Source organism: Mycobacterium neumannii, assembly GCF_002245615.1.
Classification (GTDB): Bacteria; Actinomycetota; Actinomycetes; order Mycobacteriales; family Mycobacteriaceae; genus Mycobacterium; species Mycobacterium neumannii_A.
Genome location: NZ_NKCO01000009.1, coordinates 136052 through 148391 on the forward strand (window position 1 = coordinate 136052; position 12340 = coordinate 148391).

At 66.5% G+C, this 12340-nt stretch carries 12 protein-coding genes; 2 read left to right on the forward strand and 10 right to left on the reverse strand.

What is annotated here, in order from left to right; translation table 11 throughout:
* Positions 1 to 76 precede the first annotated feature (76 nt).
* Complete coding sequence (locus tag CEX88_RS13060) at positions 77 to 901, forward strand: alpha/beta fold hydrolase (protein ID WP_064414419.1); 825 nt, start codon at positions 77 to 79, stop codon at positions 899 to 901.
* 6 nt (positions 902 to 907) lie between these two features.
* On the opposite strand, the gene CEX88_RS13065 is transcribed toward CEX88_RS13060, so the two are convergent.
* The 10 genes from CEX88_RS13065 to CEX88_RS13110 form a co-directional block, all read right to left on the reverse strand.
* Positions 908 to 1396 (reverse strand): nuclear transport factor 2 family protein, encoded by a 489-nt coding sequence (locus tag CEX88_RS13065; protein WP_094293795.1) that lies wholly within the window; start codon positions 1394 to 1396, stop codon positions 908 to 910.
* Positions 1393 to 2427, reverse strand: a complete 1035-nt coding sequence (locus CEX88_RS13070; protein WP_064401631.1) for an NAD-dependent epimerase/dehydratase family protein — start codon at positions 2425 to 2427, stop codon at positions 1393 to 1395. The genes CEX88_RS13065 and CEX88_RS13070 overlap by 4 nt, the downstream gene beginning before the upstream one ends.
* 81 nt (positions 2428 to 2508) lie before the next feature.
* Entirely contained in the window at positions 2509 to 3708 is a 1200-nt protein-coding gene (locus CEX88_RS13075; protein WP_067395053.1) for an acyl-CoA dehydrogenase family protein, read from the reverse strand.
* Positions 3708 to 4754 carry an acyl-CoA dehydrogenase family protein gene (locus tag CEX88_RS13080; protein ID WP_094293796.1) on the reverse strand — a complete coding sequence of 349 codons (1047 nt, stop codon included), beginning with the start codon at positions 4752 to 4754 and terminating at the stop codon, positions 3708 to 3710. The genes CEX88_RS13075 and CEX88_RS13080 overlap by 1 nt, the downstream gene beginning before the upstream one ends.
* Positions 4754 to 5599 carry an amidohydrolase family protein gene (locus tag CEX88_RS13085; RefSeq protein ID WP_094293797.1) on the reverse strand — a complete coding sequence of 282 codons (846 nt, stop codon included), beginning with the start codon at positions 5597 to 5599 and terminating at the stop codon, positions 4754 to 4756. Before CEX88_RS13085 ends, CEX88_RS13080 begins: the two co-directional genes overlap by 1 nt.
* Complete coding sequence (locus CEX88_RS13090; RefSeq protein ID WP_094293798.1) at positions 5596 to 7209, reverse strand: acyl-CoA synthetase; 1614 nt, start codon at positions 7207 to 7209, stop codon at positions 5596 to 5598. The genes CEX88_RS13085 and CEX88_RS13090 overlap by 4 nt, the downstream gene beginning before the upstream one ends.
* Positions 7210 to 7312: 103 nt before the next feature.
* On the reverse strand, positions 7313 to 8530 hold the full coding sequence (locus tag CEX88_RS13095; protein WP_094293799.1) for an amidohydrolase family protein: 1218 nt from the start codon (positions 8528 to 8530) through the stop codon (positions 7313 to 7315).
* Positions 8527 to 9384 carry an enoyl-CoA hydratase gene (locus CEX88_RS13100; protein WP_094293800.1) on the reverse strand — a complete coding sequence of 286 codons (858 nt, stop codon included), beginning with the start codon at positions 9382 to 9384 and terminating at the stop codon, positions 8527 to 8529. Before CEX88_RS13100 ends, CEX88_RS13095 begins: the two co-directional genes overlap by 4 nt.
* An 85-nt stretch (positions 9385 to 9469) precedes the next feature.
* Positions 9470 to 10477: a dihydrodipicolinate synthase family protein gene (locus CEX88_RS13105; RefSeq protein WP_094293801.1), complete on the reverse strand. Its 1008-nt coding sequence runs from the start codon at positions 10475 to 10477 to the stop codon at positions 9470 to 9472.
* A 42-nt stretch (positions 10478 to 10519) separates the two neighbouring features.
* A complete protein-coding gene (locus CEX88_RS13110) occupies positions 10520 to 11317 on the reverse strand; it encodes an SDR family NAD(P)-dependent oxidoreductase (RefSeq protein ID WP_094293802.1) in 798 nt (265 codons plus the stop codon).
* A gap of 232 nt (positions 11318 to 11549) precedes the next feature.
* On the opposite strand from CEX88_RS13110, the gene CEX88_RS13115 reads away from it, so the two are divergent.
* The gene (locus CEX88_RS13115; RefSeq protein WP_066809506.1) at positions 11550 to 12287 is read left to right on the forward strand and encodes a TetR/AcrR family transcriptional regulator; all 738 of its coding nucleotides are present in this window, start codon (positions 11550 to 11552) and stop codon (positions 12285 to 12287) included.
* Positions 12288 to 12340 lie beyond the last annotated feature (53 nt).

Consider the following 12340-nt stretch of genomic DNA (forward strand, 5'->3'; position numbering starts at 1 on the left):
GCGACGAGAAGTCGCGCGTAAGCAGTGCAAGCGTGGCAGAGTGCGCATAGCCGGACGTTCCCCGGGAGGAGCCAGCATGCCCACGATCACCACCAGCGACGGCGTCGAGATCTTCTTCAAGGACTGGGGGTCGGGTCAGCCGATCGTGTTCAGCCACGGTTGGCCGCTGTCGGCCGACGACTGGGACACGCAGATGTTGTTCTTCGCCCAACACGGGTACCGCGTGATCGCCCACGACCGCCGTGGGCATGGCCGCTCGGCGCAGGTCGCCGACGGACATGACATGGACCACTACGCCGACGATCTCGCCGCTGTCGTCGAGCACCTCGACCTTCACGACGCAGTCCACATCGGCCACTCCACCGGCGGCGGCGAGGTGGCGCATTATCTGGCCCGGCACGGGCAGGCGCGAGCGGCCAAGGCGGTGCTGATCAGTTCCGTGCCGCCGCTGATGGTCAAGACCGACGCCAACCCCGGCGGGCTGCCCAAAGACGTGTTCGACGATCTGCAAGCGCAATTGGCCGCCAACCGCTCGGAGTTCTACCGCTCGCTCGCGGCCGGCCCCTTCTACGGGTTCAACCGGCCGGGAGTGGAGCCTTCGGAGGCGATCATCGAAAACTGGTGGCGCCAAGGCATGATGGGCGGCGCCAAAGCGCACTACGACGGCATCGTCGCCTTCTCGCAGACCGACTTCACCGAGGACCTGAAGAAGATCACCATCCCGGTACTGGTGATGCACGGCGACGCCGACCAGATCGTGCCGTACGAGAACTCCGGTCCGCTGTCGGCGAAGCTACTGCCCAACGGCACTCTGAAGACCTACCCCGGCTATCCGCACGGCGCGTTCGTCACCCACCACGACGTCATCAACCCGGATCTCCTGGAGTTCATCCGGTCCTGACCGCCCTCACTTCATCGCGCGACGCGAGGCTTTCGCAATGAGTTTGCGCACCCGCTCGGAGATGTAGACGGCAAAGAGTCCGTTGAAGACGTCCTCGCGCAACCGCGTCAACGTCGAACTCGTGAAACGCCACTGCCCATCGAGCTTCTCGTAGGTCTCGTGGTAGTGACCGTAGCCGCGCAGGTTGACACCGGGGCCGAAGCGCACGACATCCTCGAGCGCCCACACCCCGCGCGCGGTGGTCGGCGATGTCAGCTCGATCTCCGGGGCGTGCACCTGATGCACCGTGGCCTGGCCGCGCAAGCTCTTCCGGGTGAACGCGACGAACTCGTCGGCGCCTCGGATCACCTTTCCACCGGCGGGGGACGTGTCACTGAGAAAGTCATCGGCGAACAGGGTGCGCCACGCCGCCCAGTCCTTGGTGTCCAGAAGACGGCAGTAGCGCGCCTTCAGTTGCTTGATCTCCTCGATCTCGACGAGGTCGGCATCGGTCATCTCGTGGACATCTTCTGTGCCTGCTCGACGTAGAACCGCGCGGCCCGTTCGAGCGACTCGGCGGTGGGCCGCGGATGCCACCCGAGCTCCCGTGACGCCTTACTGTGGTCGGCAGGCGCCATGATGTGCAGCAGCCGAATCCCGGTGGTGTTCATCGGGATCTCCCGCCGCAACAGGCGGGCCACCACGCCGGCGACCCGTACGGTCGCGTACACCACCGGAAGCGGGACGCCGAAACGCGGCGGCTTCGCCCCCACCGCCCGTGCGGCTGTGGTGAGCATGTCACGCATCGGCATGTAACTCTCGGAGATGATGTATCGCTCGCCCACGCCGCCGCGTTCGGCAGCGAGCAGGAAGGCCTCGGCGACGTCTTCGATGCCGACGACCTCGGTGGACACGCCCTTGATGTAGGCCGGGATCTTGCCGAACGCGGCGTACTGCACCATCAGCCCCTGGTGCGGCTGCCAGTCGCGGGGCCCGTACGGGTTGGACACGTTCATCACCACGGCGGGCAGGCCGCGGTCGCGGGCGTAGGACAGGACCAGTTCCTCGGCCTGACGGCGCGATTCGATGTACGCGCCGCCCCGGTCCCCCCAGTCGAACGGCATCTCCTCGGTCACGGGACGGCTTCCGTCGCCGAGGGCGATCGTTCCGATGGTGCTGCAGAACACGAACCGGTGCAGGCCCGCCTTCGCCGCGACATCGAGCACCCGGCGCAAACAGTTGACGTTGGTTTCGAACAGCGGTGCGGGGTCGCTCAGATGAAATCTGGTGTCGACGATGCAGTAGTGGACGACGTCGCGGTCGGCCATCGCCGCGCGAAGCGCTTCCTCGTCGTACAGGTCGCCGTAGCAGCGTTCGACGTCGAGGTCGTCGATGGCCACCGTCGAACTCGTCTTACGCAGATACACCCGCACGTCGTCGCCTCGCTCGACGAGTTTGCGTGTGACGTGCGAACCGACGAACCCGCTCGGGCCCATCACCAGCGCGCGGCGCGCGGGCTGTTTCGCTGTCGGGGGTGCGTCTGTCATGTTCTGTACCTCGCGAGCGACCGGAAACTGTCAGATTTTCGCGGCGTTTCGTGTGCAAACACGGACGCTCGCGAAAAAAGGTTAGGAGGCTTTCTTGGCCGGCGGGGCGTATGCGGGCTTGCCGAGGCCGAGCACGTACTGGGCGATCATGTTGCGGAACACCTCCAGCGTGCCGCCGTAGATGCCGACCAGCGGCGCGAAGCGGTACACGTACTCGGCCGCGCCGTCGTCGATCGCCCCGTCGGTGCCCAGGGGCAGCGAGGACGCCGTGCCGAGCAGATCCATCAGATCCGGTGAGATGTCGCGCATGGTCTGTGCCAGCGCCACCCGGCCGAAGATGCTGGTGGCCGAGAAGGCCGCCTCCATGCGGGCGACGCTGCGTCCCAACCGGTATGCCACCGATCCGTCGTCGATCAACTTGCGGCCGTTGGGATCCGGCTCGGCGACCAGCGCGGCGGCCTTGTCGACCGCGGCGGCCATCGTGTTGGCCTGGTGCATCATGATCGAGACATCCTGCAGACCGTCGACGGCCGCTTCCACCGCGCCGTGCTCGACGTTGAGTGGTTCGCGCACCACCGTCCAGCCGTCGTTCACCTCGCCGAGGCGGTACTTGTCGTCGACGCGGACATCGCTGTAGTAGACGATGTTCGTCCGGTCGCCGTCGACGGTGCGGATGCCCTGGATCTCGATTCCCGGCGAGTCGAGCGGCACCAGGAACATGGTGAGGCTCTTGTGCTTCGGCGCGTCGGGGTCGGTGTTGGTGATCAGGAAGACGTACTGGCAGTTGTGGGCGCCGGTGGTGAACATCTTCGAGCCATTGATAATCCAGCTCGATCCATCCGCTTCCCGCACGGCCCTGGTCTTGCAGGTCGCGACGTCGGATCCGCCCTCGGGCTCGGTGTAGCCCAGGCAGAGCCGGACCTCGCCGGTGTACACCCGCGGCATCACCTCGGCCTTGAGTTCGGGTGAGCCGAACTTGTCGACCGACCGCGCGATCATCGCCGTCGTACCGAACGTCACCCACGGCACATGCGCACGGCGCTTCTCCAGCTCCCAGATGCGTCGCCGGACCCGGTTGAACCCGCCTTCGGATTCCGGCTTCCATTCGCGCGCAAGGTATCCCGCCTTGCCGAGCGCCAGATGCACACCCTCGTCGAAGTTGTCGCCGGTCTCGCGGTCCCGCCGAATCACCTCCTCGGTGACGATCTCGGCCAGGAAAGCGCGCGACTCCTCGAGGAACGCCTGATCCTCTTCGGACAGTTCGACCCGTGAGAAATCCATTAATTACCCTCTCCGCTCTCGCGAGCCGCGACGATGCCGGCGATGTACTTGGCGGCGGCGGCCGGGTCTCCCCCGGCGAGCGCCCACCCGCGGGCCCGCAGCAGGTACGCACTGGCGGCGGCCTCCGCCGAAACCCCCAGCCCGCCTTGCACCTGCACCGCCATCGTGGCGGCCTTGGACGCCTCCTCGGCCATGAACACGAACGCCGACGGCGCCAGTTCGGGCCGCTCGTCGGGTTCGTTGTCGAGGAACCACGCGGCGCGGCGCGCCAGGTTACGCCCGCCCTGCACCGTGATCGCGATGTTGGCCAGGGGATGCGAGATCGCCTGCAACGTCGAGATGGGCACCCCGAGGGTGTAGCGGGTCTTGGCGAACTCCGCGGCGATCGTCATCGTCTCCTCGACCAGACCGACGAGTGCCGCACCGGTCAGCACCCGCCATTCGTCCAGTGCGCGTTGGTATTCCGCCAGCGCGTCGGCTCCGCTTGCCAGGACGGTCCGGTTGTCGGCGGCGGCCGGGTCGATCCACGCCATCGGCAGCCTGCCGATGTTGTCGACCTTGGTGGGGCGGGTCGCGAACGTCAGCTTGACGATGTCGTCACCGTCGCGCAGGACGATGTGGTCGGCGATCGATCCGCTCGGCAGCAGGCGCACCCCGGATACGCTGTCCTGTTGGGGGTCCAGCCCGACGATCTGCGTGCCGCTCACGATGTCGGGGTCGGCCGCACCGAGCCGGCCGAGCAGCCGCGCCGCGCTGACGTGGTCGATCCACGGCACCGGCGCCAGCGAGCGACCGATCTCCTCGGCCACCAGGGTGAGGTCGACCAGGGTGGCGCCGTCGCCGCCCGCGTCTTCGGGCAACGCCATCGTGGCCGCGCCCATCGTGCACAGCCGCTCCCAGAGGCTCTTGTCGAAACCGGATGCCTCCGCGGCGCGGACGGTTTCGATCGAACAGTGCGTCTTGAAGAAGTCCTTGTACGCCGCCTGCAGCGCCTGGTGGTCGTCGGACAGGCTGTAGTCGAGCCTGCGCAGTTCGTAGCGGTCCATCACTGCTCCTCGTCGGCGCCGAAGAAGAACTTCTGCGCGTTGTTGTACAAGTAGTTGTCCAGCACCTCGGCCGGCAGGTCAAGGGCGAGCGCCTCGGGCACGACGCGGCGCATCTTGAGCACCGGCCAATCCGATGCGTAGATCACCTTGTCGGGTCCTCGGGTCCGCATGTAGTGCAGCAGGCTGTCGGGCAGCCGCTTGGGCGACCACGCCGACGTCATCAGGCGCAGATTCTGATATTTGATCAGCAGGCGGATCGCGACGTCCCACCACGGGTCGGCACCGTGGATCATGCAGAGCTTGAGTTCGGGGAACCGCACGCAGACCCGGTCGAGGTGGATCGGGTTCTGCACCTCGCCGGGGATCGGCGGTCCGGGGATCCCGGTGTTGACGCACAGCGGCAGCCCGAGTTCGGCGCATTTGGTGTAGAGCGGGTAGTAGACCGCGTCGCTGGGCGGGTACTGCCCGTCGCCCCAAAAGCTCGGTCCCACCGCCGCATACGCCACCGGCAGGTCGTTGACGACGGATGCCAGCTCCCGCAGCGACGGGATCGGCCGCAGCAGGTTGACCCCGCCGATCGCCAGCGCGAACCTGTCGGGCCGGGCGTCGACGAACTTGCGTGCCGTGGTGGAGGGTTTGGCGATGCTGTCCATCAGGATCGCCTTCTGGACCCCCTGCCCGTCCATCTCCTCGAGCAGCTCGCCGAGATCGACGGGGGCGAACATCGACTGCGGGCCCTTGAAGTAGTCGTCGCGGACCTTGAGCATCCAGGTCGGCTGCTGTTCGGTCTCGCCGAAGTGGACGTTGACCAGGCAGTCAATGGCCCGGTTGGCGCGCGCGCTCATGCGTTCACCTGTTGTGTCGCAGCGGCTTTGGCCCAGCGGTAGTCCGGTTTGCCGTTTCCGAGGCGACGCACCTGGTCGACGAAGATGAACTCTTTGGGCGCCTTGAACCGCGCCAGGCTCGATGTGCAGTGCGCGTGCAACGGGTCGTGGGCGGCCTCGGCACCGTCGCGCAGCGAAACGAGCGCGACGATCTCCTCACCCCAGCGCTCGCTCGGCCGCCCCACCACCAGGGCGTCGGATATGGCCGGATGCGCGCGCAGCACCTCCTCGACCTCCTCGACGAACACCTTCTCGCCTCCCGTGTTGACGACCAACGAATCACGTCCGAACAACCGCAGCGTGCCGTCGGCGGCCAGCGATCCCCGGTCGCCCGAGATCACCACACGCTGGCCGTCGACCACCGGGAAGGTCCGGCGTGTCGCCGCCTCGTCGTCGAAGTAGCCGAGCGGAATTCGGCCGCCGCGCGCAACAAAACCGATCTCGTCCTCGCCGGGTTCGAGGAAGCGTCGGTAGTCCTCGGAGAGCACCAGCGCACCCTCCCGCAGCTCGAAGGTCTCCTTCTGCTCACCGCGCTGGCTGCGGCCGAATCCGACGTTGCCGGTCTCGGAGGACCCGTACCCGTTGATGAGGGTGATCTGAGGCAGCAACTCCAGAAGGGCGTGTTGATGTTTCGGGTTGGTGGCCGCCCCGCCGGTCCCGATCGCGAACAAGGACGACAGGTCGTACGTCCCGCGACGCAGCTCCTCGACCAACGGCGCCGCGTAGGCGTCGCCGACCATCGTCATCAGACCGACCTTCTCCCGCTGGGCGGTTTCCAGCACTGCCCGCGCGTCGAATCGCGTTCGGTCGTAGAGGATCACGGGCAGGCCGTTGAGCAGGGCGGCGAACGCCGTCCACATCCCCGCCGCATGCATCAGCGGCGAGACCGCGAACCAGGCCTGACCGCCGTGCGCGACCTTGGCGTGGATCTCGTCGACCGACTCGTGGTCGGCCCCGTTCATCGAGATGACGTAGGTGTCGCTCTGCCGCCACATCACCCCCTTGGGCCTGCCGGTCGTGCCGCCAGTGCACACCATCATCACATCGTCGGGCGAGGCGGCGATGTCGACGTCGCTATCGCCTTGCGCGAGAACATCATCGAGTGTGACGGCGTCGGCGAGCTGTCGTACGGCTGTGTCGTCGTCGATCTCGATCAACAGGTCCGCCGAAGCGGGTGGCAGCACGTCGGCGAACTTCGGGCCGAACGACCGGTGGTAGATGACCGCGCGCGGACGCAGGTAATCGAGGAGTTCGGCGACCTCGCGCGGGGTGTAGTTGTAGTTGACGTTGACCGGGACCGTGCGGGCCTTCAGGCATCCGATCACCATGTCCGGGTACAGATCGTTGTGCATGAGCAGCGCGACGCGGTCTTGTCCGCACTCCCAGTTCTGCAGTTCGTCGCGTTCGCGGTGTGCCCCGAGCCCGTGTGCGGCCAGGTAGCTGGCGAGGCGGCGGGTGCGGTCCGCCGATTCACCGAAGGTGCTGCGGCGGCTGCCGCACACCGTCATCACCCGATCGGGTACCGCCTGGGCGATCGCGTCGAGAACCCCTCCGATCGTCCACTCGCTCATCGGCCAGCGCCCCCGAGGTTCCCGTTGTGCGGTTTCATCCGCGACACGCGGCCATGTCCGGATGAAACCGCACAGTGGCGCCTGATTCCGATTCCGGCCGGCATCACACGGCCGGAACGTTCACGCCGAGCAGGTCCAGTGCGTTGTCGCGCATCACCTTTCGGGTGTCTTCGACGCTGAACTCTGGGAACTGCGGGATGTCGGCGGTGAACGCCATCGGATCGGCGAGGCCCTCACCGTGCGGCCAGTCGGAGCCGAACAGGATCTTGTCCACGCCGATGGTCTCGGCCAGCAGTTTGACGTCGTCCTCGTAGTAGGGGGCGATCCAGACGTTGTTGCGCAACTGTTCGACCGGGTCTTCCTTGAAGTGGTACGGCGCTGTGTTCGCCGCCTTCTTGAGCCGTTTGATCAAGCGGTAGACGAAGTAGGAGCCGTTCTCGATGCTGGCCACCTTGAGCTTCGGGTGGCGGGTGAAGACCTGGTGCACGATCATCGACGCCATCGTGTCGTGGATCGCGCGGTCGTCGAGCAGGACCTGGTCGAGCGGGTCCTTCTTCCCGAAACCCTCGAACGTCGCTTTTCCACCCCACAATGCGGCGATCGCGAGGTAACCGCTGTCGGACAGGTGGAAGATCACCGGCACACCGGCTTCGGCCAGTCGCGCCCACACCGGGTCGTGCAGCGGATCACCCAGCGAGCGCGGCTTGACCGGACCGGGTACCGGCGCGGGCCGCACGCACACCGTCTTGGCGCCACGGCCGAGCACGAATTCGACTTCCTCGACGGCCTTGTCGGGATCGGCCAGCGAGACGATCGGCGCCGAGATGAACCGGTGGTCGGGCCGGTCGAAACCCCAGTCCTCGTCGAGCCAGAGGTTGAACGCGTGCACCGACGCCATGGTGGCCTCGATGTCGTGTTTGAGGGCCTCCTCGACCCCACACGCGAATGTCGGCAGCATGAACACCGTTTCGAGGTTCTGCTTGTCGAGGATCTTCACCCGGGCGTCGCGGTTCTGGTACTCGGGGTGATCCCCCAACCGGTCGACCTTCATCAGCGAGGCCGGATCCACACCGTCGGGGATCTCGCCGCGGAACAACAGATCCAGGCACCCCGGCTCGATGATCGGGTCGAACGTCGGGTTGGGGATGAAGTGGTTGACCACGCCGCCCATCACGGCGTAGGTGCGCTTGCCGTCGGTAAGCATCTGCACCCCACGGCGTTTGAACTCCTTGGGCAGGTGCCGGGTGAACGCGTCGATCGGCTCGTAGTAGTGGTTGTCGACGTCGATCGCCATGTAGTCGAGCGGTTTCGGGGAAGTCATGGCGTGTCCTCCTTGATCGGCGGAAAGTTCGGCGGGCGCTTCTCGAAGAAACTCGTGATGCCCTCGAGGAAATCGGGTCGGGTCATCGACTCGTGCATCAGCTTCTCGGCGTGGTCGCTGGCGTCGAAGACATCGCGCATGCTGTCTGCGTACACCTGTTGTTTGATCACCGCCAGCGAACTGGGCGCACAGTTGGCCGCGATGTCCTCGGCATAGCCGATCGCGTGCGGGAGCAACTCCTGCGGCGCCACCACGTCGTTGACCACACCCAGCCGGGCGGCCTCGTCGGCGAAGAACACCCGGCCGGACAACAGCAGGTCCATGGCCACGCCGGTGCCGACGATGCGCGGCAGGATCCAGGAGATGCCGTATTCGGCGATCAACCCACGCCGGGCGAACGACGTGGTGAACTTGGCGCCCTCGGCCGCGAAGCGCACGTCGCACGCCAGGGCGAGAGTCAGCCCCATGCCCGCGCAAGCGCCGTTGATCGCGGCGACGACGGGCTTGCGCATGCCCATCAGAAAATGTGGATGCCGGGCGCCGACCAGCTTTCCGACGTCGGTGTCGGCGGCGGCATCGACCGTTGCGGCACTGATCGTCGTCAGGTCCCCCATGTCGGCTCCGGCGCAGAACGCGCGGCCGCTGCCGGTGACCACGATCGCGCGCACCGCGGGGTCGGCCTCGGCGTCGTCCATGCGCTCGTAGAACGTGCCGGCGAGCCCGCCACCCCACCCGTTCATCCGGTCGGGCCGGTTGAGCGTGAGCAGCGCGACCCCGGTGTCGAACACCTCGTAGCGGACCGGCGCGGCCTCGGAGTCGGAGTGGGCGTCGGCGACTTGGTCAGGAGCGCTCACCCAGCAGTCCCCTTCCAGCGGCGCAAGCTCTGTGAATGCTCATACTGTACACCTATCGGTAGTGCCTTCCGCAACCGTCGCCCAGCTAGTTGTCGACCAGCCCGAGCCGCCGATAAGCGGTGTCGATCTGGGCTTTCGCCTCGGCGGGCAGGTGGGCCTGCGGCGGCCGGGAGTGCGGATACTCCCCGATCGGCAGGCCGAGCGCCGACGCCGCGTACTTGAACGCGCCCCCCCAGTGGGTGAAGTAGTCGGGCCGCCCTGGATAGCAGGTGAACCACGAGCCCATGTCGAGGTCGAACTGGTCGAGCCCGGACTCGCGCGCGTGGTCCATCGCCTCCACGAGTTTGTCGTTGACGATCAGCTCCCAGTACTCGCTGAACACGCGTCGCTCGGGGGTCTCGAACAGGTAGCCGGCGGTGCCGAGCTGCGCGGGGCAGACGATGCCGTCCCGCAGCCAGCCCGCGCGGTAGACGGTCTTGTCGCACTCCCACACCGCGAGATCCGGCACCAACTCGTGCAGCATCCGGCTCGCCATCGGGCGGAACGCGCCCTCCTTCGTCGCGCACACCGCCGGAATCTGGTCGTAGATGGCGGCGCTTTCGGCCGGCGTCAGGACATAGCCCGACGACGGCGAATTGAACATGCCCAACGCGATGTCGGTGCGGTCGGCGATGTAGCGGAAGAAGTTCAGCACACCCTGCCCGCCGTGCGCCTCCATCATCGGGGTCTGAATGTAGACGATGTCGGCGCCGGCCTCCTGCGCGTGACGCGTGAGCTCGAGGCAGTCCTTGGCCGCCGTCGCCGCCGTGCACGCCTGCACGACGACGTCGGGGTTGGCGGCGCGGCCCTCCTCGATCGCGATCTCCAGCAATCGCTTTCGCTCGTCGATGGTCAGCGCCCAGAACTCGGCGATACCGCTCGTACACCACAACAGCGAATGGTTCAACGCACCGACGCAGTGCCGCACCAGCGTCCGGTAGGCGTCCCAGTCGATGTCGTCGCCGTCGACGCCGCGGAACGGCGTGTACAGCGAATCACCGATCCCGCGCAGATGATTTCGAGCCCACTCCCGGGCGTCCTTCGCCGAAGCCACGATGACCTCCTCAGCCGATTCCGATGAACCTCACGCGAGGGTTCAGGTGAAATCTGAGCCCCCGTCGACGTTGACGTTGGCACCGGTCATGTACGAGTTGCGTCGTGACGCGAGAAACGCGACCACGGGCGCGATTTCGTCGGGCAACCCCGCGCGCGGGAGATGCGCCGGGTGGCCGAAGTGCTCGCCGATGGCCGACATCAACGCGTACGGATCGTTGCCGTCGACGCCCACCGACTCGGCCCAGCCGATCAGCGCCTCAGAGGCGATGCTGCCCGGAGAGACCACGTTGACCATGATCTCGTCGGGGGCCAGCAGCAGCGACAGGTTCTTCGAGATGCTCGTCAGCGCCGCTTTGGCGGCGGTGTAGGCGGGCAGGATCACGCTCTGCCGTTGCGTCGAATGGGCGGAGAAGTTGACCACGCGCGCCCATTCGGCCGCGCGCAACAGCGGTAGCGCCGAGCGCACGCAATGCACCATGCCCATCACGCCGCTGTCGAACGCGATGCGCCACTGCTCGTCGGTCAGGTCCTCGAAGGTGCCGACGGCATCGGGGCCGACGGCGTTGATCAGGATGTTGAGTCTGCCGTCCCAGCGCTGCGCGACTTCGTCGAAGGCTTGCTGCACCTGATCGGCGTCGGTGGTGTCGGCACTCAGCGCGAGCGTGTCCGGGCTGCCGATTTCGGCAAGGGCAGTCGCCGCGTCGGCGAGGACATCCGGCGTCCGTCCGACAATTGCGACCCTGGCTCCGTCCTCGGCCAGGCAGCGCGCAGTCGCAAAACCCATTCCGCGCCCGCCGCCGACGACGACAGCGGTGGCGTCTTTCAGCCCGAGGTCCATGCGGCCTTTCGCTCACCCGATTGCGTAGAAAAGCTTACTATAGGACTTACAGTAGAACAGCGGAATCCACGTGGAGACCGGTGACGGAACGGCTCCCGGTATGGTTGACGGCAACGGCGCACCCGCGACACACCTGCATTGGCGCAGATCAGGGGCGGCTGACGGTACATTCAGGTCCACCAACCCCGCTCTACGGGGCGTGCGCGCGGCTTATTCGATGGAGGTGCCCTAGGTGGCAAGGCAGGCGACCGCGGAGAAGCGTCAACGACGCGAGCGCGGATCGATCAATCCCGACGACATCATCAAGGGCGCCTTCGAACTCGCCGAAGAGGTGGGCATCGACAACCTGTCCATGCCGCTGCTCGGCAAGCATCTCGGCGTCGGCGTCACCAGCATCTACTGGTACTTCCGCAAGAAGGACGATCTTCTCAACGCGATGACCGACCGCGCGCTGCGCCAGTACGTCTTCGCCACGCCCTACGTCGAAGCCAAAGACTGGCGCGAGACGCTGCGCAACCATGCCCACACCATGCGAAAGACGTTCATGGGCAACCCGATCCTTTGTGACCTGATCCTCATCCGGTCGGCGCTGAGCCCCCGGGTGGCCAAGCTCGGCGTGCAGGAGGTGGAGAAGGCGATCGCCGGCCTGGTGGAGGCTGGCCTGTCGGCCGAGGACGCGTTCGACACCTACTCGGCGGTCTCGGTGCACGTTCGCGGATCCGTTGTGCTGCACCGCCTTCGGGAGAAGAATCGGGCCGCCAACGAGGGCCCCAGCGATCTCGAGGACACCATGAGCATCGACGCCGACAGCACACCGCTGCTGGCGTTGGTCACAGAGAAGGGCCACCACATCGGCGCGGCCGACGACAAGAACTTCGAGTTTGGTCTCGAGTGCATCCTCGACCGGGCGGAACGCCTGATCGACGACGCCGGCGCGAAGTCGGCGAAGAAGACCGCCCGCAAGCGCTAGATGCGGGTTCGGTGTAGTTGGTCGCGCTCACCGCAACCAACTACACCCAAGCC

Excerpts from the sequence above, each read along its gene's own strand:
- CEX88_RS13060 (WP_064414419.1), top strand. The coding sequence starts at position 77 with ATGCCCACGATCACCACCAGCGACGGCGTCGAGATCTTCTTCAAGGAC.
- CEX88_RS13065 (WP_094293795.1), bottom strand. The coding sequence starts at position 1,396 with ATGACCGATGCCGACCTCGTCGAGATCGAGGAGATCAAGCAACTGAAG.
- CEX88_RS13070 (WP_064401631.1), bottom strand. The coding sequence starts at position 2,427 with ATGACAGACGCACCCCCGACAGCGAAACAGCCCGCGCGCCGCGCGCTG.
- CEX88_RS13075 (WP_067395053.1), bottom strand. The coding sequence starts at position 3,708 with ATGGATTTCTCACGGGTCGAACTGTCCGAAGAGGATCAGGCGTTCCTC.
- CEX88_RS13080 (WP_094293796.1), bottom strand. The coding sequence starts at position 4,754 with ATGGACCGCTACGAACTGCGCAGGCTCGACTACAGCCTGTCCGACGAC.
- CEX88_RS13085 (WP_094293797.1), bottom strand. The coding sequence starts at position 5,599 with ATGAGCGCGCGCGCCAACCGGGCCATTGACTGCCTGGTCAACGTCCAC.
- CEX88_RS13090 (WP_094293798.1), bottom strand. The coding sequence starts at position 7,209 with ATGAGCGAGTGGACGATCGGAGGGGTTCTCGACGCGATCGCCCAGGCG.
- CEX88_RS13095 (WP_094293799.1), bottom strand. The coding sequence starts at position 8,530 with ATGACTTCCCCGAAACCGCTCGACTACATGGCGATCGACGTCGACAAC.
- CEX88_RS13110 (WP_094293802.1), bottom strand. The coding sequence starts at position 11,317 with ATGGACCTCGGGCTGAAAGACGCCACCGCTGTCGTCGTCGGCGGCGGG.